This is a genomic window from Alteromonas genovensis, assembly GCF_010500895.1.
GTDB lineage: Bacteria > Pseudomonadota > Gammaproteobacteria > Enterobacterales > Alteromonadaceae > Alteromonas > Alteromonas genovensis.
Window position 1 is genome coordinate 91,927 of the sequence record NZ_JAAAWO010000013.1, and the last position, 23,501, is coordinate 115,427.

The following is a 23,501-nucleotide window of genomic DNA, read 5'->3' on the forward strand; positions in this document are numbered from 1 at the left end:
TATTTTTATGGATTTTGAAAACGACGAAACTGTACCTAAGCTAAATGACACATTTGTTACATAAAAAAACTGTCATAAAAGTTTCACATAAAAAGCCTGAACTTTAGACTAATGGCTTAAAAAAGAAGAAAATTTGGAATAATAAGAGTTTAAGGGCTATTAGCGCTGATTTTTTTGCCTGTGAAGGAACGAGCGACAACGGCTACAGATAAAAAAAATTAGGAGAAATATGACAGTGTCACAACGAGGGAACCACGCTGCATGACACTTTAGTTACAGTTTTTATGACAATATTTACGCTTAATTACCCAACAGACGGCGCTGTCGCAATAACACATCTTCGCGAATGGGGAAGTATCCATCTCGGATAACCTGGTTTTGTCCCTGCTGCGATAAAATATAGCGGATAAATTCTCTTTCAAGAGTAGGCAATGGCTCACCCGGTTTTTTATTCACCACCAAATAAAGAAAGCGTGCAAAGGGATAAGTCTCATCTCGCACAGTATCGATAGACAGAGGAATCAAGCTATCCATGGTTTCACCTAACGCGAGTGCCCTTACCCCCGCGGTCTTATATCCATAGGCTGCATAGCCAATAGCGCCGGTTCCACTTGCAACTGACAGTACTACCGATGCCGACCCCGGCTGTTCATTCACCGTATTTTTAAAATCGCCATCGCATAACGCCGTTACTTTAAACAGCCCATACGTACCCGATACCGAATTACGCCCATAAAGTCGAATTGGTGAGCGATAGCCATTTTCATCCACGCCTAATTGCGACCAGCGGATAATTTGCTTTTCTGCACCACAATAAAGGGTCTGAGAAAAAATGGCGTCAACATTCTCTAACGTCATACCTTGAAGCGGGTTTCGTCTATCCACGAAAATAGCAATCGCATCCATGGCTACTTTTAAAACCGTCGGTGGATAACCATGCACATTAATAAAGTCTCGAATTTCACTGGGCTTTAGCGCCCTACTCATTGGCCCGATTGTCGCCGTGCCCTCAATAAGCGCGGGCGGCGCGGTTGATGAGCCCGAAGCTTGAATTTGAAACCCCACCTGTGGATACAAGGTTTTGAATTCTTGCGACCAAAACGTCATTAGGTTGGCAAGCGTATCTGACCCCACCGAGGATAACTTTCCGGCAACGCCTGGCACTCGCTCATAATTGGGTATAGACGGCTTGGTCGAAACATCCGGCGTATTGATGCCGTTGCTTGCTGTGTTGGTCGATGGCTTTTGAACACTATTGGTTTGAGTTCTGCTGGTTTGAATACTACTGGTTTGAATACTACTGGTTTGAATACTACTGGTTTGAATACTGCTGGCCTGCGCGGCGCTCGCAACAACTAACGCAGCTAATACAGTTACCATACATAATGCAGAGACTCTGTTGACCAAACTCACTCTTTTCATTCAAACGCCTTCATTCATCCACCTGCATTCACACGCTTTTATTTATAAACCAGTACTCATTATCTGAAATCATGATTGATCGGCGATAAGCTCATTGTCTAACACAAATGAAAAATGACTGCCTTTACCAATCTCACTGCTTATATCGAGAGACGAATTATGATGGCTAAGCACGTGTTTCACAATAGATAGCCCTAATCCCGAGCCACCGGTTTTTCTAGAGCGAGCTTTATCAACCCGATAAAAACGCTCGGTAAGTCGATTTAAATGAGTTGGCTCAATGCCATCACCATTATCAATAACAGAAAACTGGGCACCGGCAGACTGGCGGCTCCAATAAACGTTAATCTCACCGCCTGGCGGCGTGTAGTGCACGGCATTAAATACCAAATTAGAACAAGCGCTACGCAATTCTGTTTCAACGCCATATACAAACAAGTCATCTTCTATATGAAATTTGATTGTATGTTGCTTTTCTTTATTAAGTGCTTGGGCTTCACGCTCTATCAACGCAAGCATAGAGCCAATATTAACGACGTTTTCGTATACCCTTTCTGAACTGGCTTCTATTCTAGACAGCACTAGCAGGTCTTCAATCAGATTTTGCATTCGATGAGTTTGGGTTTCCATTTCATGCATGGCTTTTTTCATGAAGGGATTAGCATCGTCACTTTCCGGCATTATCTCTAAGTACCCGTTAATGACCGTTAACGGCGTGCGGAGTTCGTGAGACACGTTGGCCACAAAATCTTTGCGCATGGCCTCTAATTGGGACACGCGGGTAATATCTCGGGCAATGAGCAGCAAATGCTCCTCACCATAAGGCATAATTCGATATTCGAAGGTTTTATTAGCGTTTGTCGGCGACGGTACTTCAATGGGATACTTATAATTGCCCGCATGAAAGTATTGAATGAACTCTGGGTGTCTAATTAAATTGTCGAGCCGACGCCCGGCGTCTTTTGGCCACTTCAACCCAAGTTCAAGTCTTGCTAATCGGTTACACCATAAAATACAGGCTTTAGAATCAACTACCACGGCAGCATCAGGCAATGCCTCAGACCCTTCCCTAAAGCGCTTTACTAGCTCACCAAGCTCTTTTCGCTTATTGCGGTTTCTGCGCTGTAAATAGTAAATCCCTTCATATATATGTTCCCACACGCCACGGACTGTGGGGGGAGACATTTTTCGGCTATGCCACAACCAGCGATTTAATTTGTACAAATGCCAGTAATTAAATAGCAGTAAAATGACAGCGCCAAAGGCCACAGCAAATACCATATCGTTAATTAACCATCCTCCAATGGCAAACGCCACCAAGAATAATAATAAACGAACCGTACTTCTGAACCATGAGAAGGGGTAATACATAGTGGAACTCGTGTTACAGAAATTTACGGACACATGGCCGATAGCACAATGTGTCCCTAGTGTGGGGCGTTAAGACTTACCTGAAAAGCGGTATCCGGCTCCACGGACGGTTTGAATCATAGCATCATGACCATGACTCGAGATAGCTTTGCGCAATCGTCGAATATGCACATCTACGGTTCTATCTTCAACATACACATTTGTGCCCCACACATTGTCGAGCAGTAACTCTCGACTGTACACGCGCTCTGGGTGCGTCATGAAAAAGTGCAGTAGCTTAAACTCGGTGGGGCCCATATCTAGTGGCTCGTCGTTTGCCGTAACACGGTGAGAAACTGGCTCAAGCTTTAGGCCATTGAATTCGATAGGCTCTTCGTTTGACGTTGGCGTTACGCGGCGCATTACCGCTTTTATTCGGGCGACTAATTCTTTGGGAGAAAATGGCTTGGTAATATAGTCGTCTGCACCTGCATCTAAACCGCGAATTTTATCTTCTTCTTCGCCTCTTGCGGTAAGCATAATTACTGGGATATCTCTTGTGAACTCATGCTGCTTTAGGCTTTTGGCCAGCTGCACACCACTTCCACCAGGTAACATCCAGTCGAGCAGAATAAGATCAGGATACGGCTCACACACTTTCTCTTTGGCAATATCAAAATCTTCTGCTTCAATTACAGTGAAACTAGATTGTTCTAAAACGAATTTTAGCATTTCACGAATGGGGGCTTCATCTTCAACCACCAATATTGTGCGAGACATGTTTGTTTTCCTAGTCATTTCTAATTTTTCGCTATTATTAATGTGGTCTGTGACAGTTTTATTAAAGTCATTACAATTATGTGTCAAGTTTTGCATATATTCTACTCAGTACATAGTTTGAACACATAATCTTGTTAATTAATAGAAATTTGCATATTCTTACGAGGCAAAAGCGCATAGAGCTACACTACTCGATTTTAGACAGGGGCAAGTTTATCGATGGCTGCGGTTAAAACAGGGTTATCAAGGAAGCTCTTAACAAGAGTACTTTCAGTATATTTTGCGCTTACACTTATTGTGACGGTGGGACAAATATTCACCGAATATCTCAGCACAAAGGACCACGTTGAAGAAGAGCTTCAAACCCTTAAGAATACGTTTTCTTCTAGCTTAACCCGCGCCATGTGGGAAATTAACGATGACCAGGTAAGAGCCATAGCCGAAGGCCTTATGTCTATTCCCATTGTAGAGGGTTTGCAAGTACGTGGCGAAAACGGCAACTTTATTACCGAGCAAGGCATTCGTAAAAGTCGCTCACCTAACCCAGTAGAGCGTGAGGTAATCGAAGACCATTCCGGTGGCGTATTTAGCTACAGCTTCCCTCTGGTGTTTAAGTTCGCAGGCCGAGAGTCTACCGTTGGCGATGTCACCTTATACTCTAGTTTCGACACTATTTTCAGCCGAATTGAAGTAGGGGTATTTTTCCTTATCGGCAACGCCATTGTGAAAACCACCTTTCTTGTCTTTCTATTTATGACGGCCTTTCGCACTATGCTGTCGGAGCCTCTGCAAAATATTACTGAGCAGATGGGCAGGTTCGACCCCGAACGCCCAGAAGAGAGCAAACTAACTCTTGAAGTAAAAGACGACAACGAATTACTGCAATTAAGAGACTCATACAATGGGGTCATTGATGACTTAATTGCCTCAAATCACAAGCTGAAAAGCGCTCAAGAAGAGCTTACCGCCGCAAACACAAAACTAGACGACCAAAACTTGGTACTCGAACAAGAGGTGGCGAAAAAGACTGCATCGCTGTCGCAAATCATGCTCGACCTTGAGCAACAAAAAGATGAGCTTATTGCCCACCAGCGAGAGTTACGTCAAGAAAACAAGAATCGGCAATATATTGAAAGCGAATTGCGCAAGAAGAACGATGAGCTGGCCGGCTCTATGCAAACCTTAAATCAAGCGCAACAACAATTGGTTGAGTCAGAAAGAATGGCGTCACTGGGCGGGCTTGTTGCCGGTATTACCCATGACATCAATACGCCTCTTGGGGTCAGTGTTACTGCGGCAAGCTTTCTACAAGAGCGACTTATTAACCTTAAACAAGACTTTGAAGACACCAGCTTAACCAGTAAAAGCATGGCAAGTTTTATTGATGAGGCCGACCAGACTGCTAAATTGCTGCTTAACAATCTAGGCAGAGCGTCAGATTTAATTGCCAGCTTTAAACAAGTCGCCGTAGACCAAACCAGTGAGAATGAGCGCGACTTTGACCTAGGCGAATATATTGCCGAAGTGCTTCAATCCCTCCAGTCTGGTTACAAACAAACTAAACACAATATTACGGTAAATTGCCCGCCAGAATTAATAGTCACCTGCGCACCGGGTGCCATCGCGCAAATTGTAAGCAACCTTACTGTAAACTCGCTTAACCATGCATTTGAAGATAAAGCTGTTGGAAACATCAATTTAAATGTTGAAGCCGTTGATGACCAAGTAGTCATGCATTTTGAAGACGATGGTAAAGGCCTCACGAAGGACGAACTCTCTCAGTTATTTGATGCCTTTTTTACCACTAAACGAGGCTCAGGTGGCAGTGGCCTAGGTACGCATATTGTGTATAACCTAGTCACTCAATCGTTAAATGGTAAAATTGATGCCCAAAGTGAGCCAGGTAAAGGCCTTCGCTACACCATAACCTTTCCTATAAGCCAACATTAGGGCGTGTTGAACGTTGCTCTACAAATGTTGGGCTAACAACACGCACTAAGGCGCACAAACTTTTTATACCGCTTTTCATTGCAAGCCTTGCCCAATTGAAAACGTACAGGGCTGGCCAAGTATTTCTAACCGTGCATTTCCAATTGCGCGGTGACGCGTAGGTTGATACGCTTGCGCCCTAATTTTTGAATGAGATCTTCCCTTCTATGTGGTTTAAAAATATAAAAGCATTTCAATTAACACAGCCACTGTCGCTCGATGATGACGATTTAGAACGCATGCTTAACGAGCATGCTTTTAGGCCTTGCGGCAGCCAAGATATGGCGACTATGGGATTTGCTTCACCCTTTTCTCAAGCTGGCAAGTCGGGCACCATGTTTCACTGTGTTCAGCAGCGCTATTGGATAACGTTGAAAAAGCAGGAAAAGATTTTACCTGCAGCGGTTGTTAATGCTGAACTTGAAGAAATGGTTGCCAAAATAGAAATGGAAACTGGCGCTGCGGTTGGCAAAAAAGCCAAAACAGATTTAAAGCAAGAAATTCAAACGCGCCTGCTACCACAAGCATTCACAAAAAATAGCTATACCCACGGGTTTATTTCGCTACCGGACAACTTAGTGGTAGTGGATGCCTCATCAGATGGCAAAGCCGAGGCGTTTCTCGCTATGGTAAGAAAGGCGATTGGTTCACTGCCTGTTGTGCCATTTACCCGTCATAGCCTGCAAAGCGAGTTAACGCATTGGGTAACAGACGCGACGCCAGATAACATCGATTTGCTTGAAGAGGCAGAATTAAAATCTGCTGACGACACTGGCAGTGTCATTCGCTGTAAAAATCAGCCTCTTGATAGCGACGAAATTAGTCTGCATTTATCTGCGGGTAAACTTGTTCAAAAAGTGGCGTTTGAATATGCTGAAAGCCTGTCGGCAATAATGTGTGAAGATGGTGCGGTAAAACGCATTAAATTTACCGACCGCATTAAACAAGAAACCGAAGACGTTCCTAAAGATCAGGTTGAAGCTCGTTTAGATGCCGAGTTTGCCCTGATGTCAGCGGAAATAACCACGCTGTTAAACTTCCTTCGAGATACATTGAAACTGAATGACAATGACCTGTAGTTTTCATTAAAACACACTCTGAAACCTGTTGATTACCCCCAAAGACAGCTATTGGGGGTAATGTATTATTGCCATAAATCGAGTCTCACCCGCATCATCTCTGTAAGCATGCGCCTTATCTGCCGCTAATACGCATTGCTCCCCTGCTTTTAGCGTTTCCCACTGGCCGTTTTGCATCACACTTAGCACGCCAGATATAACATGAATACGCTCAGTCACACCTGCTTGGTGAGCTGTGGAGTGTTGCTCATGGTGATGAGATAATACTAATTCAAACACCTCAAACGACGTGAGCGGATCAAAGGGGAATAGAGTTAAAACCTGCATATTAGGGTCGGCAATTAACTCAACTTGCGGTTGCAGTGCGCTGGTATCATTGCTGGTTTCCTGACTGCTTTCTTGGCTGTTTTCATGCGTTGTTGCAGTATTCCCTAAGAACGAAGAAAAAGAGCACTGTAGTCCAGTGGCTATTTTCCACAGCGTAGCAATGGTTGGACTCGACTCCCCTCTTTCTATTTGCCCTAACATGGCTTTTGATACGCCGGTTAACTGAGACGCACCATCGAGTGATAGCTTTCTTTCGCCCCTTACCCGCCGTAAATTCTGCGCCACATTATGGGTAATTTTACTTCCGCTATCTTTCAACATACCTACCTTATTGCCAAGAAGTCATTAAAACCTTTTGGCTCAGTATACGTTACTTTTGCACTTGTGCGCTATAGCGCACAAGTGCTACTCTTACTGCACTAGCTTTGTGCGTTATAACGCACAACATTTCAATAGCGGCGATCACTTTTCAACGTGAACACAGTAAACACGTACAAACGAAGGCATAGACAATGAGTGCATTTTTTTTACGGCATATCAGCGCGGGGGTCACCGCTGTCATTGTTGGCTATAGCAGTGCCGTTGTCATTGTTATTGACGTTGCGAAGCGTGCAGGCGCATCAGACGCTATGGTGGTAAGTTGGCTACTAGCCTTAGGACTCGGCATGGGAGTGACTTGTATTGCCTTTTCATGGTTCACTAAAGTCCCCGTGGTAACGGCATGGTCGACACCAGGTGCCGCATTTTTACTTACCACAGTAGAGCAATACTCTTACAGCGACGCTATCGGCGCTTTTGTACTTTGTGCTTTTCTATCACTAATAACCGCGCAAAGCAGACTTCTACTTAAACAAATTGGCCGTATTCCACCCGCCATTTCTAGTGCGCTCCTTGCCGGCATTTTACTGCCCCTGTGCCTCACTATTTTTAGTGATGTGAATGAGTATCCCTATATCGTTGCGTCATTTTTAGTAGTCTATATAGTCGGCAGTCGACTTTTTCCTCAGTATTTAATGTTGGTGCTATTAATTCTATCTCTCATAGTGACCGTTTTCATGCAGGGTCAGGCAAGTGACCCAGGCTTCACTTTTGAGTTAGGCGCCCCTTTGCCTGTGTGGGTCACACCCACATTGTCATGGTCAGCCGCCATCGGTTTAGGCGTACCGCTATTTATCATTACAACGCTATCGCAGAACTTACCGGGCATTGCCATTCACCACGTTCACGGCTACTTTCCAGACCATAAACCCATACTTTCAGGCATCGCTATTGTGCAGGGAATACTTGCCCCTTTTGGCGGTTTCACTTTTAACCTTGCCGCGATTACTGCTGCAATTTGTATGGGAAATGAGGTAGATAATGATAAGCAGCAACGTTACAAAGCTGCAATAGCTGCTGGTATTGCTTATGTAATAGTCGGCTTTAGTGCGTCGGCTATCGTGGCACTGTTTGTCAGCATGCCTAACGTTATCATTCATCTATTAGCAGGGCTGGCTTTGCTAGCAACACTTCAGCGCGCATTTTCCAAAAGTATGGAAACGCAATCTCATCGGGCACCAGCACTGTTAACACTGCTGTGCACGGCATCTGGATTCAGTTTGCTTTCGTTACCCTCTGCGGTGTGGGGGCTTGGACTTGGGCTCGGATTACTTTTCGTGCAAAAAAGGGAGGGTAAGCCATCTTAATTGGTTCTTTTTCATTGAACTTCAATGTAAATAAAAAGCCAGCACGTAGTTGCGAATAGACAATGTCTATCACAAAAATGTGTGCTGGCTTTCTTTCAATTCAATACCTTGTAAATAAGGTGCTAAGGCCTTAAAGCCATACGCTTTACATGAATATTTGTTTCGCTGAATTTGACAGCTCTGTAAACTCGTCGCTGTGCAATACGCTGATGTCGTCAACCACGTTCCGCTGCATGGCTAAATTGAGTACGGCATCTTTTTGATTATCCATCGCGCCAGATAGGGCTGCGCCCACACGAACAAAGTCAATATAGTCTACGTTTTCAGGAATAAAGCTTAGGTCTTTCCAGTGCTGTGAAACGTTAACAAAGGTCTCGCCAAATCCCCATTCTTTCATGATGCTCGCGCCCACTCGACCGGATAGCTTATCAATCGCTACATCGAGGAACGAGGGGTTGGCAAAGACTTCTGGGTGACGCTCGGCTTCAGTTAATACAGGGAGCACACCAATATTATGAACTAATGCGGCTAGCGTCATGGTATCCAGGCTCATCTCACGTTTTTTCGTTCTCGCTATATAAAGCTGCAGCACCGCCATTGAGTTTGCAACGATATCAACGGTATTCACCCATTCTTTTTGCAAATAGCGCGTAACGATGTCATTTTTTGACACAAACAGCTGTTCCATGGCCAACGCAGTAGAAATATTCTTAATTTGGCGAAGACCAATTCGCGTAACAGCTTGGCCAATGGACGTTACTTTTACGCTACGCCCCATGTACGCACTATTCGCAATCTTAATCATGCGGGCGCCTAGTGATGGGTCTTGGCCAATAACATCGGCCATTGCATTGAGGTTTATATCAGGATCATCAGCCGCTTTTCTTACTTTTAACGCAATTGCTGGAAGCGTAGGCAGTACAAGCGTGTCATTGTTTATTTTTTCAACAAGAATGGTTGAGAGCGCGTTCTGTGTAGACATAGTTCTACCCTTAGACTTTTTATGGCTTGTTCAAGCCAATCACTTACTAAAATATTAATATCGTTTATGCAGTAAAGCGCGTTTTGCTAGCGGCATAATCGATAGTTGTACGTTCGACTTTCATTTTCAATACAGCATCCCTTGGTATTTTCAGCGGGACAGGCTTTTTATAATAGTATAACTTTAACCATACTATCGCAGTGTTTCGATTTCGACCAACTAAATATACAGGCTAACAAGCCACCCATTACAGTATAGATAATAGACGAGAAAATACTTTTGATTTCAAACAACAAAGTGAATAGTAGAAGCTATTTGCCTTTGATGTAAAATCAAATTAGTACAATTAATAAAACTAACGACGGACGGTAAAACAACCAATGAAAAAAATAATAAGAACAGGTCTATCTCCTGTTGCAGCTGCCCTTGCCGGTGTATTTTTGTTAGGCGCATGCAGCCAACCCACAGACACTAATTCTGCAAACACAGCGCTTGAAGACACGGCGGACACAAAGCAGACCCTGCTGGTGGATGAGTCAAGACTGGCCATTTATCACCCCGTCGACCTTACCGCTAATTTAGACCATCTCAGCGATAATCAGCATAAAATGCTATCGCTTCTCATTGATGCATCAAAAATAATGGATGAGCTTTTCTGGCAACAAGCATTTTTTGGCAGCAAAGCCTCATTTCTAAGCGGGATTGAAAGTGAAGAGGTACGTCACTTCGCTTCAATTAACTACGGTCCTTGGGATCGTTTAAATGGCGATACCCCCTTTATCAGTGGCTTCGATACGAAATACGCTGGCGCACAGTTTTACCCCCATGACATGGAAAAGGCTGAATTTGCTACCGCAGAGTTTGCCGATAAGCAGGGGCTATACTCCATGGTTAAGCGCGATGAAGCGGGAAATTTATATTCCGAGCCTTATTCAATAGCGTTTAAAAGTGATTTGATGGAAGCCTCTGATCTTCTTCTTGAAGCGGCAGAGCTTGCTGAAGATGAGAGTTTTAAAGCGTATTTGACACTGCGAGCAGATGCACTCTTAACCGATGACTACCTTGCCTCTGATATGGCGTGGATGGACATGAAAACCAATCCTATTGAGTTAGTGATTGGCCCCATTGAATCCTATGAGGATCAGTTATTTGGCTACCGCGCCGCGTTTGAAGCATACGTACTGGTAAAAGATTTAGCTTGGAGCGAAAAGCTGGCTAAATATGCTGCGTTTTTACCCGAGTTACAGCAAGGACTGCCAGTAGCAAAAGCTTACAAAGCAGAAGTGCCTGGGTCTGACGCCGACCTAAATGCTTATGATGTTATTTATTATGCAGGTCACTCTAATGCGGGCAGTAAAACCATCGCCATCAATCTACCCAATGATGAACGTGTACAGTTGGAGAAAGGGACTCGTCGACTACAGCTTAAAAATGCCATGCAGGCAAAATTCGACAATATCCTCGTGCCTATAGCAGATACGCTTATTGTTCCTGAGCAGCGTCAGCATATTACCTTCGACGCCTTTTTTGCCAATACCATGTTCCATGAAGTGGCTCACGGTTTGGGCATTAAGAATACCCTTGATGGTTCAAGCACCGTTCGCCAGGCGTTGAAAGAGCACGCATCCGCATTAGAGGAAGGTAAAGCCGATATTTTAGGTCTCTACATGGTGCAAAGTCTGCTTGAGAAAGAAGAAATTACAGAGGGTTCACTAGAGGATTACTATGTCACCTTTATGGCCGGCATATTCCGCTCTGTACGCTTTGGTGCAAGCTCAGCCCACGGTAAAGCAAACATGATTAGGTTTAACTTTTTTGCACAGCAAGGTGCGTTTGAGAAAACTGAAGACGGACTATATCGTGTCAACATGCAAAAAATGGGCGCAGCCGTTGAAGCGTTATCAGAGTTAATTCTTACCCTTCAAGGTGATGGTGACTATGATGGCGTTGCCGAACTTGTCGAGACAATGGGCGTAATTAGGCCGCAGCTAAACTCTGACTTAGCCCGTTTAAGCGATGCTAATATTCCAGTGGATATACACTTTAACCAAGGTAAAAAAGTGCTGGGATTGCCCGAGTGATCGCAGTTTAATTTTTGCTTTTATAAAAAAACGCCGCGTCATTTCCAATAACGCGGCGTTTTTCATTATCTCATGGTTTTGTAGGGTGCCCGCTATTCAACGTGCTTTTTCATATCTTCTGTGTACGGAGGCCATCCTAACGGCTTCCCAGCCAATACATGAAGGTGAATATGGTAAACCGTTTGACCACCAAACTCGTTGCAGTTCATGACGGTTCTAAAGCCTTGCTCGGCAACACCTAAATCGCTAGCTACCTTTGCCGCCACTACCGATAAATGACCAACCACTTCCCTGTCGTCAGCAGTAATATCGTTGATTGTGGCAATGGCCTTTTTGGGAATAACAAGAAAATGTACTGGAGCTTGCGGATTAATATCCTTAAACGCCAACGCCATGTCATCTTCGTAAAGAATGTCCGCGGGGATTTCTTTATTAATAATTTTGGTAAAAATAGTGTCCGACATCCTGTTGCTCCTTTTATTCACTCTTCACTTTGACGCGCCTTAAACGTTATGCCGTTCTGGCGCTCTGCTTTTTTATAAAGCGAGCTCCGCAAAACCACGATTGGCATGTCTGCCTTTCAAATCTGACTTTTTAATCTCGCTCTCTAGCTGTTTTTTTATTCTGGCTTTTCTGTTCGAGTTTAGCTCTTCAACCAAAGGTTAAGCAAAGACAAACCATAAAAGTATTGCACCAAGCGCGAGGCGGTATATCACAAAAGGAAGCATGCCAATGCGCGCAATCCAGCTTAAGAATAGGTAAATGCAAAGATAAGCACTCACAAAAGAGAACATAGCGCCGTACATTAATGCTTGCCAGTCCACCGCCTCGTTGGCTTCAATCAAATCGTAGGTTGCCAGTAAGCCTGCACCCAGTATTACTGGTATAGACAATAGGAAAGAAAAACGGGCGCATGCTTCACGCTTTAAGCCAAGCATCAGTCCTGCGGTCATGGTTATTCCCGAACGGGACGTACCGGGTATTAACGCCAACACTTGTGCCAAGCCAATGAATATAGCTTGTTTTATATTAAGTGTATCAAGCTCGTGCTTTCGCTTGGCGGTCGCATCGGCGTACCACAATACCAGGCCAAAAATAATGGTTGTTGCGGCAATGACCAGCGCCGTACGGGCGTTGTCTTCAATCCAACCCTTCATAAGAAAACCCACAATAACCGCAGGAATGGTCGCAATAATCACGTACCACGCCAGCTTACTGTCAGTGGACTGCTGTTTACTGAACCCTTGCGTACACCATGCAACCGTCATCTGCATAATTTCTTGGCGAAAATAAATCATTACGGCTAACAAGCTGCCCACATGAACCGCGACATCGAAGGCCAGCCCCTGGCTTACCCAGCCAAAAAGCTCGGCCGGTAACAGTAAATGCCCAGAGCTACTAATAGGTAAAAACTCCGTTACCCCTTGGATAATAGCTAAAATTATAATTTCAAAAAGTGTCATTCCCTTGCTTAGCTCCAGGTAAAGTCAACAGGCCAAAGTCGCTGCTTCTGCTTATCGAAAGACGCCCACATGTGGGCATAGGTTTGTTGTGTTTCAGGATGAATACTATTGGGTACCAGCTCTGCCAGTGGCCATAAAACAAAGGCATTGTGACAAATCTCTTCTCTTGGTAACACAACGGGTGAACGAGTCACGGTGTCATCATAGGTAAGAAGATCTAAATCCAATGTACGAGCACAAAACTTTTTGTCGGTGTGAACCCGCCCATTGTCCCGCTCAATGTTTTTCAAGGTTTCGCATACGTGCTCTATACTCAGTGAAGTATTAGCCTTAGCCACTAAATTATAAAATGGACTGCCGTTAAACCCTACCGCTTCACTTTCGTACACTGAAGACAGCGAAACGTCTTGGAAGTGCTTTTTTAATGCAATAATTGACTGTCGAGTGTAATGCTCACGCTCAATATTAGAGCCTACACTAATTAAAATGGTGTGTTGAGACATTAACTACGCTCTCGGCAAAGCTCGACAGCCACCGTTTGTGCATTAGGTAAAATATTCGGCTTTACAATTTTAACGGTGATAGCGGAAACCGCAAAAGCGTCAAATACCGATGTCATTACTGCGTTGCCAAAGGCTTCTAATAGTTCAAACTCGCTGCGCTGACCGACGTCGACAATACACTCTGCCACTTTTGCGTAGTCAATGGTGTCGTTTACATCATCGCTTTGCATAGCTGCGTTTAAGTCGGCGGTTAGGGTTACGTCTAAAAGCAGCGCGGTTTGCTGTGTGCGCTCCCAATCGTAAACCCCAATTAACGTATTTACCGTTAATCCAGTTATAAATATTTTACCCATGAATTGTTTCAACTTATGTTTTTACTGGTCTTACTACTGCGAATTGACCAACATAAATGCAGGCCAAAGGTGGTATATCGTATTTGGATGAAGTAGCGTTATGCTGACGCAAAGCTTACCGCAGTAAATGATGCACAACTATACCGCTGTATGGCAACACGGGGCAACTGAGGTTTTCATATTTAACGAAGACAAAACGTTAAATGAAACTAGGGCATGTTGATGAAACCTTAGTTTGAATAATGAGGGTAGCGGCTAGCAGTTAAAATTATAATAGCGTTATTACAATTAAAACGTTATGAAAATGAAACGCCAATGAGTGAAAAAGTAAACTAATGATTTCCTTAACAATATTAATGGTTGCCGTCGCGTATCTTTTTGGTTCGCTGTCAAGTGCGGTACTCATTAGCCGAGTATTTCTTCTTCCCGATCCAAGAACTGCTGGCTCCAAAAATCCAGGCGCCACGAATGTATACCGACTCGGTGGACGTGTACCTGCCCTACTTGTGTTGGTCATGGATATTTTAAAGGGAACAATCCCCGTTTATGGCAGTTACTTTTTAAATATTGAACCCCTGCTATTAGGGCTAATTGCAATAGCAGCATGCCTTGGTCACATTTTCCCACTGTACTTTGGTTTTAAAGGAGGAAAGGCGGTGGCGACCGCTTTTGGTGCCATGTTGCCAATAGGTTTAGACTTGGCAGGGCTTCTCATTGTGAGCTGGGTGCTTGTGGTCTTTATCACCGGCTATTCTTCATTGGGCGCGCTCGTTGCCGTAAGCCTAGCGCCTCTTTTTACTTGGCTGGTCAAACCGCTCTATACCATTCCGGTGGCTATGTTATCCATACTCATTATTATTAGGCATAAGGACAACATTGTACGGCTTTTAAGCGGGTCTGAGAGTAAGGTTTGGGATAAAGGGTCTATCAAAGAATGACTCGCCCCCAGTGCTAGTGTTTCAGCGCTAGTGTTTCGATGCTAGTGCTTCAACATTAGTGCTCCAGTGTCTATGCTCCAATACTAGCGCACCAACCCTTGATTGAGTACTTCAAGTTTGCCGTCTATGGGCGTGAACGGCGCTATACCCATTATTTTAGCTAGGGCAGGATAAACCTCTAAGTTACTGAACACCGGCAGCGTAACCCCTTTTTTAAAAGCAGGGCCTGCAGCAATAAAAGTGGCGCCCATATCGGGCAGCGTATTGAGGTAGCCATGACCGCCTTTGCTGATGCGCCCTGTTGCATCATCAATAAAACGCGCTGGGGGTGACACCTCTAACAGGATGTCTCCCGTTCTACTCCCCTTTTCAAATTGACGCATTTCTCGCTGAGCATCGCTAAGCACAACGAACCGTCCCTTATACCGCTCATTAGAGACAGTAGATAAGCGGTTTGCTTCTTGCAATATCGCTTCTTCACTCGCGTCTTTGGGGGCATAAATATGAACTTGTGCGCCCTCGTTTTCTACCGAGAATGTATCTGGGATAGACAGTGCTGACACATCAATGACTTTATTGCTATCTACCGAGGTCATACCGTGATCCGATACAATGACCACATTAACGTTAATATCTAATGCTTGAATTCGGTCATACAACTCACCCACGAGGGCATCCACTTGCACAACCGCATCTTTGGTTAAGGGCGAATAAGGCCCTTCGTCATGACCTACCGTATCGGTTAGCGAAAAGTAGCCAGTGACAAAGCGAGGTCGAGATACTTCAGGCAAACTTAACCACTGAACCATCTGGTCTATTCGCTGTTGGTAGCTTGTATATTTTGAATAAGGAAAGTGATAAGTAGGAAGCGCGCCGCCAATTCGTGCATCAGACTCTGGCCAGAAAAATGTTGCCGCTTTAAGTCCGTTTAGTTCGGCTAAATTCCACAGTGGCGTTGCCGTAATCCAGGTACTGTCTGTCTTTCCTTTGCCCATACTGTAGCGAGCATAGCCCTCTTTCGTTGATCTTGTTTTGTCGAAAAAACGATTATTCACAATGCCATGATGTTTAGGTAATAACCCTGTTATCAACGACAGATGATTAGGAAACGTATTTGCCGGGTAAACCGGTGTCATACTTGATGCACGCACGCCCTCTTTGGCTATGCGAGCTAGGTGAGACGCGCCGTGTAGCTCGACGTAATCGTGCCTAAAACCATCAAGTGAAATCAACACAACGTACTGAGGTTGCTGCGCTGTCTCTCCACTCGCACTTGCCGTGTGAGATAGCACCAGTATCATCCATGCAGATATCACGGCGGTCATTAATTTAATCATGTTCTTATTCCTTATTGCGAACACATTAGGCGCACATCAAATAAAGATGAAGCGTTCCCCCGTCTTAGACGCGTGCCTGAACCTAAACCTAACACGCAAATAGCAGTACCTAAACAGCAGTGAGTGTGTCTAGCGGCCAGCGAGGCTTGGCCTGAGAGCTTAGTTCAAGGACTTCGTTTGCTTTTAATCTCTGCATTCCGGCATAGGCAATCATGGCTCCGTTGTCAGTGCAGTAAGCTAGGCTGGGGTAGAATACTTCGCCGTGTAGCTCATCCATCAACACCGTCATTTTTTGCCTAAGCATCTGATTAGCGCTTACACCACCGGCAATAACCAATCGTTTCATTCCCGTTTGTTTGAGCGCCCGCTTACATTTGATCATAAGAGTGTCCACCACAGCCTCTTGGAATGCAAATGCTATGTTGGCTTTAACTTGGTCGCTGCCATCAGATGCTCTAATCGTGTTTGCGGCAAAGGTTTTGAGTCCACTGAAGCTAAAATCTAGACCTGGCTTGTCAGTCATAGGTCGTGGGAATTTATAATGGCCGGGCTCCCCCTTTTCCGCTAATTTGGCAAGCAATGGACCACCTGGGTAATCTAAACCAAGAAGTTTCGCGGTTTTATCAAACGCTTCACCAGCGGCGTCATCTACTGACTCCCCAAGCACTTCGTATTGACCAATGCCTTTTACATTCACCAACATTGAGTGACCGCCAGAAACAAGCAACGCCACGAAAGGAAATGAAGGCGCATTGTCTTCTAACATTGGTGCTAACAAATGGCCTTCCATGTGATGCACACCAACAGCCGGTACATTCCACGCATAGGCGAGTGAGCGGCCAACGGATGACCCCACAAGTAAAGCACCAATTAAACCTGGCCCCTGAGTGAAGGCAACGCCGTCAATATCCTTTGGTGTGGTATTCGCGTCAGTCAGCGCTTTTTCGATAAGGGGAATAATTTTGCGGACATGATCGCGAGAAGCCAACTCGGGAACGACTCCACCATAATCGGCGTGCAGCTTAACTTGGCTGTATAACTCATGAGAAAGCAAGCCCTGTTCGTCATCATATACTGCAATGCCGGTTTCGTCGCACGACGTCTCAATTCCTAAAATTCGCATTCAGCGCTCACCTTTTTACAACAAAAACCAATAATTTTACTAGCGATCTGCGGCGATCATCTTTATGATCCGCCCGTGATTATCTTTCTAACCCGACATTCAACGCTCGGACACGCTCTAAAAAGGCAGCGTTAGGGGCGATGAAACTGGGTAGCTTATGTTTCTTAGGCGCAGAGTTTACCTGTAAACCTGCATTCATGGAATGCTAGCAAAGGAGTAAATGCACGATATTGGCTATTTTTTAGCAATTCATCCTTTACTTTCTCTGCAGAAATGATTAGAATTTCGCACCATTTTTAACCCGGGTGGCCTTTTTAGCGCACAATTTTACCCGGATATACACAGTAAAGTTTTGAGGTGAGTGTTTAAATGCCTATCGTTAAAGTTAGAGAAAACGAGCCGTTTGATGTGGCGCTGCGTCGTTTTAAGCGTTCTTGTGAAAAAGCAGGTGTTCTATCTGAAGTTCGTCGTCGTGAATTCTTCGAAAAACCTACGTGGGAACGCAAGCGCAAGAAAGCTGCCGCTAAAAAGCGTCATCTTAAGAAGCTAGCTCGTGAAAACGCACGTCGCGTAAAACTCTACTAAACTAGGGTTTAATTACGAGTACGAAAGGTGTTGCCATTGCAGCACCTTTCGCGTTTCTGAAGTATCAAAAAGGGTCCTTATTTGGACCTTTTTTGTCTCTGTTTGCCTTTAATATGAAGCCAAAGTACCAAGCTAAGTATAAGGAGTAGTCTTAAACCTTAGTATAAAGAACAGCACTAAGCCTTAGTATAAAGAACAGCACTAAGCCTTAGTATAAAGAGCGGCGCTAAGCCGCAGTACAAAAAACAGTGCGCAGCAGCTGGCGAATATCAATTATCCCTTCCTAATATCCAATCCGTTTTATAATAGCGCTGTAGTCAAACTCGGTTATCGAACCAACCACATTTAATTCTATTGCTCATCCTTTTTATTTGGAGCTTATATTTAGTCCACTCACTTTTTAGACTTCTCATTGGTTCCTTTCGCTTTTAAAGCTTCCATTTATCATTCTATTGATTATCCTATTACCATAACGTTATATCCAACAACGACTCGCTAACAAAGGATACGAAAACTATCATGGCATTAATTGATGATTTAAAATCTGCCCAAAAAGATGCAATGCGCGCGAAAGAGAAGCTGCGCTTAGGCACTATTCGAATGGCCCTTGCGGCAATTAAGCAAAAAGAAATAGACGAGCAAATCACGCTTGATGACCCTGCTGTACTAGCGGTACTTACGAAAATGGTGAAGCAGCGCCAAGACGCTGCGGCTCAGTTTGATGCAGCAGACAGAGACGACCTTGCAAGCAAGGAACGGGAAGAAATCACCTATATTGAACATTTCTTGCCTCAGCCACTGACTGATGAAGAACTCAATGCGTTAATTGATGACACCATGGCCTCAACGGGTGCAACGGGTATGCAAGATATGGGGAAAGTAATGGGCGCGTTAAAGCCTAAGGTACAAGGTCGCACCGATATGGGCGCACTGAGTACAAAAATAAAAGCCCGCTTAAACGCCTAAGAATGTAAACGCAATAGTCGCCGATTCGAAAACCATTAGTAGAAAGTGCTGACTATTAGCAATTACCGTATCCAATAAACTTGGGTGCGGTAATACATTCTCATTCTTCGCTATCCCTGTTAAAGTATCTACCGTTTTATTTATACGAATCCCTCATGGCTGGAAAAATACCCCGCGACTTTATTGATGATCTTCTCTCACGTACCGATGTGGTTGAAGTGGTCGATAACCGAGTAAAATTAAAAAAAGCAGGCAAAAACTATCAGGCTTGCTGTCCTTTTCACAACGAAAAGTCGCCCTCTTTTACTGTCAGTCAAGATAAGCAGTTTTACCATTGTTTCGGTTGTGGAGCCCACGGCAACGCCATCTCTTTTATCATGGAATTCGACCGCCTAGAGTTTGTTGAAGCCATTGAAGACCTCGCTAGATATCACGGGCTAGAAGTACCGCGGGAAAAGGGCAGCCGTCCGGCCATGAGTGAGGAAAAGAAGCAGCAGCTGCAAGATGACTATACGTTAATGGAGCAGGTGACACGCTTTTTCCAACACCAGCTTCGCCAAAACGGAAACAGTAAAAAGGCAATCGATTATCTTAAAAATCGAGGTTTGAGTGGCGACATTGTCAAGCAGTGGGAAATTGGATATGCGCCTGATGGCTGGAGCGCATTGCTAGATACATTTGGAAAAAGTCCTCAACAAATAAAGCAGCTAATTGATTTGAGGTTGGTCAATAAAAATGACCAGGGCCGCACCTACGACTTTTTTCGCGACCGCATTATGTTTCCTATTCGGGACAAGCGAGGGCGCGTGGTTGGCTTTGGTGGGCGAGTATTAGAAGACGGTGGTCCCAAATATCTTAACTCACCAGAAACACGTATTTTCCATAAGGGCAACGAGCTATTTGGCTTTTACTCTGCCCGTCAGCAAAACCGGCAGCTAGACACCGTTGTTGTCGTAGAAGGCTACATGGACGTGGTGGCGTTAAGCCAGTTCGATATTAATATTGCCACCGCAGCCCTAGGCACAGCCACAACCTTAGAGCATATCCAAATGCTGGTTCGCGCAACATCGCACATTGTGTGTTGTTACGATGGCGACCGTGCAGGTCGCGAAGCGGCCTGGAGAGCCCTAGAAAACGCGCTACCCGCATTAAAAGACGGCGTGCGATTATCGTTTCTATTTCTACCGGATGGTGAAGATCCAGATACCATGGTGCGCCAGGTGGGCAAAGATACCTTCTTAGGCATGCTTAACGAAGCAATGCCGCTTTCGCGTTTCTTTTTTGAGAACCTACTTAAGAGTCATAATGTGGGCACACCCGAAGGAAAAATAGCCCTTAAAAAAGCCGCAATGCCTCTTATTGAGTCAACGTTAGGTGCTGATCAGAAAAATATGTTGCTTGAAGAGCTGGCTAAGCACACCGGGGAATTTGACCGATTCAAGCTTCAGCAGGACATCTCAAAAGCAAACCAAGGCAGCAAAAAAGCCTACTCTCCCAATCTAACTCAGGTAAACAAACCCAAGTTATCACCACTTCGTATGCTTATTCGTCTTCTCTTAGACTCACCAAGACTGGCCGCGGCTTGTGACGATGTGCAAATTGGCATTTTTACCGGTAGCGCAGCGGCGGGCATGGACTTGCTGCGCGATGTACACGCATTTTGTTTGGCTAATCCAAATGCTAAGACCAGTCAGCTTGTTGAAAACTTCCGCGACCATCCCCATTCTTCTACTATCGCAAAACTATTGTTGCAAGAGCACTTAGTTAAAGATGAAGACGCAGAACGGGTCTATAATGATAGTTTTACGCGTTTACTTGATGCTCATCTTGAAAGCCGAATAGAGACATTACTTTCGCGCTCTCGGGTGCAATCACTAAGTAAAGCTGAAAAAGAAGAGTTAACGCTGTTAATGAAAGAACGGCAAAATAGTTAGGATGTATTGAACTTCGCTGCAAAAGTGTGCAGCGACGCTCAGCACACCTTGCCAGTTTCAATTGCAAATGATTGCTGTTTAAAAAATCAGCCAGTAATCTGGTAAAACCACTGGTTTTTCTGTTATACTGACTAATTCGCTGTGTTCAATCACAATGCATGCAGAGCATTTACTGGCTGGCTGCTATGTGAACGAAAAAACAGCAATGTGAGTAAACAATATATAGCCGATAACACGGGCAAAACCAAACTCGGGCGGATGCGCATCGCACTCATAAGCGTCGCATTGGGCACAAACGGCATTGATACGAACATCAGTACTCCAGCAGATAAGATGGAACATACGTCAGCGTATGGTGTCTTGTCTATTGCAAACTAATTGAATGTGAGAAGTGTAGGTTATATGGCGCAAAGCAAGCAGTCTCAGATTAAGCTCCTGATTGCAAAAGGTAAAGAGCAAGGTTACTTAACCTTTGCAGAAGTTAACGACCACCTGCCGCAAGATATTGTCGATTCTGATCAAATAGAAGACATTATCCGCATGATCAACGACATGGGAATTCAAGTTTCTGAATCAGCTCCTGATGCAGATGAACTTCTCATGCAAGAAGCAAATGCAGACGAAGATGCAGCAGAGGCTGCAGCGCAAGCACTTGCAACTGTAGAAAGTGAAATTGGCCGTACTACAGATCCTGTCCGCATGTACATGCGTGAAATGGGAACAGTAGAGCTTTTGACACGCGAAGGCGAAATTGAAATAGCCAAGCGTATCGAAGATGGCATAAACCAAGTTCAGTGTTCTGTAGCAGAATACCCAGAAGCAATTACATATTTGCTTGATCAATGGGATTTATATGAAGCAGAAGAAATTCGCCTAAGCGATATTATTTCTGGCTTTGTTGACCCTGATGACGATCAAGATCTTGCTCCAACGGCAACGCACATCGGTTCTGACCTCTCAGAAGAAGAGTTAAAAGATGAAGACGATGACAGCGATGACGAAGACGAGGAAGAAGAAGACACTGGCGTAGATCCTGAACTTGCGAGAGCTCGTTTCGACGAACTTCGTACTCAATACATCAAAACTCGTGATGTCATTGAGAAGAAAGGTCGTTCGCATGCAGAAGCACGCAAGCAGATCAACGCATTAAGCGACATCTTCAAAGAATTCAGACTTGTTCCTAAGCAGTTCGATCGCATGGTGAAAAACATGCGTCATATGATGGATAAAGTTCGTATTCAGGAACGTCTTGTCATGAAGTTTTGCGTAGTTAACGCAAAAATGCCAAAGAAAGACTTCATTAAAGCGTTCGCAGGAAATGAAACATCAACAGCGTGGCTTTTTGCTGCAGTGAAATCTGGCGCTCCTTATGCCGACGAACTTGCTGTACATCAAGAAGAAGTAGAGCGCTGTATTAGCAAGATGAATCAAGTTGAGCAAGAAACTGGCTTGGTTATCGCAGACATAAAAGACATTAACCGTCGTATGTCTATCGGTGAAGCGAAAGCTCGCCGAGCGAAGAAAGAAATGGTTGAAGCTAACCTTCGTCTTGTTATCTCAATTGCTAAGAAGTATACCAACCGCGGGCTTCAGTTCCTCGACCTTATTCAAGAAGGTAACATTGGTCTTATGAAAGCAGTTGATAAATTTGAATACCGTCGTGGTTACAAGTTTTCAACGTATGCAACGTGGTGGATTCGCCAGGCTATTACGCGTTCAATCGCCGACCAAGCCAGAACAATTCGTATTCCTGTGCACATGATTGAAACTATCAACAAGCTAAACCGTATCTCTCGCCAAATGCTTCAAGAGATGGGCAGAGAGCCAACGCCAGAGGAATTATCTGAACGCATGCTAATGCCGGAAGATAAGATCCGTAAAGTACTTAAGATTGCAAAAGAGCCAATCTCTATGGAGACGCCAATTGGTGATGATGAAGATTCACATCTTGGCGACTTTATTGAAGACAGCACCATTGTGCAGCCTTTAGACTCGGCGACGGGCGGAAGCTTGAAAGGTGCTACTCAGGAAGTACTTGCTGGTCTTACAGCCCGCGAAGCCAAGGTTCTACGTATGCGTTTTGGTATTGATATGAATACTGACCATACACTAGAAGAAGTGGGCAAGCAGTTTGACGTTACTCGTGAGCGTATCCGTCAGATTGAGGCTAAAGCGCTGCGTAAGCTTCGCCACCCTAGCCGCTCTGAGCAGCTTCGCAGCTTTTTAGACGAATAGCTTCTTAGCTGTAGCTTCACAGGTGAAACTACAGCTAGGCATTAGTTTGAAGTGAGTTTGAAATTAAAGACTACATCAATCTAATGAGTGCCAAAACAAGCTAAATAAACAAAATCCCTGGCGAGAGTCGGGGATTTTTTTTCGCTATGATTTTTTGCTATGAACAGCTAACCACATCATCTTAATGTTTCACTCTTTAACTAATATGAGTAAACATTAAGAGCAAAAAAAAGCCTCCGCAAGGTGGGCTGATACTTAAATAGGGATCTGAAAAGTCAGATCCCTTTTTTTATTTCATAGTGAAATCAGTTGTTTAATAGTGATGTAATATCATAAATCGCATTCGAGAGCAGATTTATATACAATAAA

The 23,501-nt window shown here is 44.4% G+C and carries 21 protein-coding genes; 10 read left to right on the forward strand and 11 right to left on the reverse strand.

Annotation, left to right across the window (positions count from 1 at the left end):
• Window positions 1-300 precede the first annotated feature (300 nt).
• The 3 genes from GTQ48_RS15400 to phoB all read right to left on the reverse strand — a co-directional run bounded on the left by GTQ48_RS15400 (window position 301) and on the right by phoB (window position 3,552).
• Window positions 301-1,422: a PstS family phosphate ABC transporter substrate-binding protein gene (locus tag GTQ48_RS15400; protein ID WP_239060155.1), complete on the reverse strand. Its 1,122-nt coding sequence runs from the start codon at window positions 1,420-1,422 to the stop codon at window positions 301-303.
• Window positions 1,423-1,491: 69 nt separating this feature from the next.
• Complete coding sequence (phoR, locus tag GTQ48_RS15405) at window positions 1,492-2,793, reverse strand: phosphate regulon sensor histidine kinase PhoR (protein WP_163107456.1); 1,302 nt, start codon at window positions 2,791-2,793, stop codon at window positions 1,492-1,494.
• Between the two features lie 69 nt (window positions 2,794-2,862).
• Entirely contained in the window at window positions 2,863-3,552 is a 690-nt protein-coding gene (gene phoB / locus GTQ48_RS15410; RefSeq protein ID WP_032095733.1) for a phosphate regulon transcriptional regulator PhoB, read from the reverse strand.
• Between the two features lie 219 nt (window positions 3,553-3,771).
• Here phoB and GTQ48_RS15415 point away from each other — a divergent pair, with 219 nt between their 5' ends.
• Together GTQ48_RS15415 and rdgC are read left to right on the forward strand one after the other, a co-directional pair.
• The gene (locus GTQ48_RS15415) at window positions 3,772-5,502 is read left to right on the forward strand and encodes a sensor histidine kinase (RefSeq protein WP_163107457.1); all 1,731 of its coding nucleotides are present in this window, start codon (window positions 3,772-3,774) and stop codon (window positions 5,500-5,502) included.
• Between the two features lie 206 nt (window positions 5,503-5,708).
• On the forward strand, window positions 5,709-6,620 hold the full coding sequence (gene rdgC, locus GTQ48_RS15420) for a recombination-associated protein RdgC (RefSeq protein WP_163107458.1): 912 nt from the start codon (window positions 5,709-5,711) through the stop codon (window positions 6,618-6,620).
• A 48-nt stretch (window positions 6,621-6,668) separates the two neighbouring features.
• On the opposite strand, the gene GTQ48_RS15425 is transcribed toward rdgC, so the two are convergent.
• Window positions 6,669-7,268, reverse strand: coding sequence for a helix-turn-helix domain-containing protein (locus GTQ48_RS15425; protein ID WP_163107459.1), 600 nt, complete (start codon window positions 7,266-7,268; stop codon window positions 6,669-6,671).
• Between the two features lie 191 nt (window positions 7,269-7,459).
• Between GTQ48_RS15425 and GTQ48_RS15430 the strand changes: the two genes are divergently transcribed.
• Window positions 7,460-8,632 (forward strand): benzoate/H(+) symporter BenE family transporter, encoded by a 1,173-nt coding sequence (locus GTQ48_RS15430; RefSeq protein WP_163107460.1) that lies wholly within the window; start codon window positions 7,460-7,462, stop codon window positions 8,630-8,632.
• Between the two features lie 145 nt (window positions 8,633-8,777).
• Here GTQ48_RS15430 and GTQ48_RS15435 read toward each other — a convergent pair whose 3' ends face one another.
• Window positions 8,778-9,614 carry an HDOD domain-containing protein gene (locus GTQ48_RS15435; protein WP_163107461.1) on the reverse strand — a complete coding sequence of 279 codons (837 nt, stop codon included), beginning with the start codon at window positions 9,612-9,614 and terminating at the stop codon, window positions 8,778-8,780.
• Window positions 9,615-9,994: 380 nt separating this feature from the next.
• Here GTQ48_RS15435 and GTQ48_RS15440 point away from each other — a divergent pair, with 380 nt between their 5' ends.
• Window positions 9,995-11,695: a dipeptidyl-peptidase 3 family protein gene (locus GTQ48_RS15440; RefSeq protein WP_163107462.1), complete on the forward strand. Its 1,701-nt coding sequence runs from the start codon at window positions 9,995-9,997 to the stop codon at window positions 11,693-11,695.
• A gap of 92 nt (window positions 11,696-11,787) precedes the next feature.
• Here GTQ48_RS15440 and GTQ48_RS15445 read toward each other — a convergent pair whose 3' ends face one another.
• The 4 genes from GTQ48_RS15445 to folB form a co-directional block, all read right to left on the reverse strand.
• Window positions 11,788-12,159, reverse strand: coding sequence for a histidine triad nucleotide-binding protein (locus GTQ48_RS15445; RefSeq protein WP_032095727.1), 372 nt, complete (start codon window positions 12,157-12,159; stop codon window positions 11,788-11,790).
• Window positions 12,160-12,357: 198 nt separating this feature from the next.
• Window positions 12,358-13,158, reverse strand: coding sequence for an undecaprenyl-diphosphate phosphatase (locus GTQ48_RS15450; RefSeq protein WP_163107463.1), 801 nt, complete (start codon window positions 13,156-13,158; stop codon window positions 12,358-12,360).
• 8 nt (window positions 13,159-13,166) lie between these two features.
• Window positions 13,167-13,661: a 2-amino-4-hydroxy-6-hydroxymethyldihydropteridine diphosphokinase gene (folK, locus tag GTQ48_RS15455; RefSeq protein WP_163107464.1), complete on the reverse strand. Its 495-nt coding sequence runs from the start codon at window positions 13,659-13,661 to the stop codon at window positions 13,167-13,169.
• Window positions 13,661-14,014 (reverse strand): dihydroneopterin aldolase, encoded by a 354-nt coding sequence (gene folB / locus GTQ48_RS15460; RefSeq protein ID WP_163107465.1) that lies wholly within the window; start codon window positions 14,012-14,014, stop codon window positions 13,661-13,663. The genes folK and folB overlap by 1 nt, the downstream gene beginning before the upstream one ends.
• A 335-nt stretch (window positions 14,015-14,349) precedes the next feature.
• On the opposite strand from folB, the gene plsY reads away from it, so the two are divergent.
• Complete coding sequence (gene plsY, locus GTQ48_RS15465) at window positions 14,350-14,952, forward strand: glycerol-3-phosphate 1-O-acyltransferase PlsY (protein ID WP_163107466.1); 603 nt, start codon at window positions 14,350-14,352, stop codon at window positions 14,950-14,952.
• A gap of 83 nt (window positions 14,953-15,035) precedes the next feature.
• On the opposite strand, the gene GTQ48_RS15470 is transcribed toward plsY, so the two are convergent.
• Complete coding sequence (locus GTQ48_RS15470; RefSeq protein WP_239060158.1) at window positions 15,036-16,253, reverse strand: alkaline phosphatase family protein; 1,218 nt, start codon at window positions 16,251-16,253, stop codon at window positions 15,036-15,038.
• Between the two features lie 145 nt (window positions 16,254-16,398).
• The gene (gene tsaD / locus GTQ48_RS15475; protein WP_163107468.1) at window positions 16,399-17,412 is read right to left on the reverse strand and encodes a tRNA (adenosine(37)-N6)-threonylcarbamoyltransferase complex transferase subunit TsaD; all 1,014 of its coding nucleotides are present in this window, start codon (window positions 17,410-17,412) and stop codon (window positions 16,399-16,401) included.
• 369 nt (window positions 17,413-17,781) lie between these two features.
• On the opposite strand from tsaD, the gene rpsU reads away from it, so the two are divergent.
• From rpsU to rpoD, 5 genes are all read left to right on the forward strand, one after another.
• Complete coding sequence (rpsU, locus tag GTQ48_RS15480; RefSeq protein ID WP_012517258.1) at window positions 17,782-17,997, forward strand: 30S ribosomal protein S21; 216 nt, start codon at window positions 17,782-17,784, stop codon at window positions 17,995-17,997.
• Between the two features lie 519 nt (window positions 17,998-18,516).
• Complete coding sequence (locus tag GTQ48_RS15485; RefSeq protein ID WP_163107469.1) at window positions 18,517-18,963, forward strand: GatB/YqeY domain-containing protein; 447 nt, start codon at window positions 18,517-18,519, stop codon at window positions 18,961-18,963.
• Window positions 18,964-19,118: 155 nt separating this feature from the next.
• On the forward strand, window positions 19,119-20,897 hold the full coding sequence (gene dnaG, locus GTQ48_RS15490) for a DNA primase (protein WP_163107470.1): 1,779 nt from the start codon (window positions 19,119-19,121) through the stop codon (window positions 20,895-20,897).
• A 207-nt stretch (window positions 20,898-21,104) separates the two neighbouring features.
• Window positions 21,105-21,275 carry a hypothetical protein gene (locus GTQ48_RS15495; protein WP_163107471.1) on the forward strand — a complete coding sequence of 57 codons (171 nt, stop codon included), beginning with the start codon at window positions 21,105-21,107 and terminating at the stop codon, window positions 21,273-21,275.
• A gap of 24 nt (window positions 21,276-21,299) precedes the next feature.
• Window positions 21,300-23,132, forward strand: coding sequence for an RNA polymerase sigma factor RpoD (rpoD, locus tag GTQ48_RS15500; protein ID WP_163107472.1), 1,833 nt, complete (start codon window positions 21,300-21,302; stop codon window positions 23,130-23,132).
• Window positions 23,133-23,501 lie beyond the last annotated feature (369 nt).

Coding starts and splice junctions, on each gene's coding strand:
- GTQ48_RS15400 (WP_239060155.1), bottom strand. CDS start 1,422: ATGAAAAGAGTGAGTTTGGTCAACAGAGTCTCTGCATTATGTATGGTA.
- phoR (WP_163107456.1), bottom strand. CDS start 2,793: ATGTATTACCCCTTCTCATGGTTCAGAAGTACGGTTCGTTTATTATTA.
- phoB (WP_032095733.1), bottom strand. CDS start 3,552: ATGTCTCGCACAATATTGGTGGTTGAAGATGAAGCCCCCATTCGTGAA.
- GTQ48_RS15415 (WP_163107457.1), top strand. CDS start 3,772: ATGGCTGCGGTTAAAACAGGGTTATCAAGGAAGCTCTTAACAAGAGTA.
- rdgC (WP_163107458.1), top strand. CDS start 5,709: ATGTGGTTTAAAAATATAAAAGCATTTCAATTAACACAGCCACTGTCG.
- GTQ48_RS15425 (WP_163107459.1), bottom strand. CDS start 7,268: ATGTTGAAAGATAGCGGAAGTAAAATTACCCATAATGTGGCGCAGAAT.
- GTQ48_RS15430 (WP_163107460.1), top strand. CDS start 7,460: ATGAGTGCATTTTTTTTACGGCATATCAGCGCGGGGGTCACCGCTGTC.
- GTQ48_RS15435 (WP_163107461.1), bottom strand. CDS start 9,614: ATGTCTACACAGAACGCGCTCTCAACCATTCTTGTTGAAAAAATAAAC.
- GTQ48_RS15440 (WP_163107462.1), top strand. CDS start 9,995: ATGAAAAAAATAATAAGAACAGGTCTATCTCCTGTTGCAGCTGCCCTT.
- GTQ48_RS15445 (WP_032095727.1), bottom strand. CDS start 12,159: ATGTCGGACACTATTTTTACCAAAATTATTAATAAAGAAATCCCCGCG.
- GTQ48_RS15450 (WP_163107463.1), bottom strand. CDS start 13,158: ATGACACTTTTTGAAATTATAATTTTAGCTATTATCCAAGGGGTAACG.
- folK (WP_163107464.1), bottom strand. CDS start 13,661: ATGTCTCAACACACCATTTTAATTAGTGTAGGCTCTAATATTGAGCGT.
- folB (WP_163107465.1), bottom strand. CDS start 14,014: ATGGGTAAAATATTTATAACTGGATTAACGGTAAATACGTTAATTGGG.
- plsY (WP_163107466.1), top strand. CDS start 14,350: ATGATTTCCTTAACAATATTAATGGTTGCCGTCGCGTATCTTTTTGGT.
- GTQ48_RS15470 (WP_239060158.1), bottom strand. CDS start 16,253: ATGATACTGGTGCTATCTCACACGGCAAGTGCGAGTGGAGAGACAGCG.
- tsaD (WP_163107468.1), bottom strand. CDS start 17,412: ATGCGAATTTTAGGAATTGAGACGTCGTGCGACGAAACCGGCATTGCA.
- rpsU (WP_012517258.1), top strand. CDS start 17,782: ATGCCTATCGTTAAAGTTAGAGAAAACGAGCCGTTTGATGTGGCGCTG.
- GTQ48_RS15485 (WP_163107469.1), top strand. CDS start 18,517: ATGGCATTAATTGATGATTTAAAATCTGCCCAAAAAGATGCAATGCGC.
- dnaG (WP_163107470.1), top strand. CDS start 19,119: ATGGCTGGAAAAATACCCCGCGACTTTATTGATGATCTTCTCTCACGT.
- rpoD (WP_163107472.1), top strand. CDS start 21,300: ATGGCGCAAAGCAAGCAGTCTCAGATTAAGCTCCTGATTGCAAAAGGT.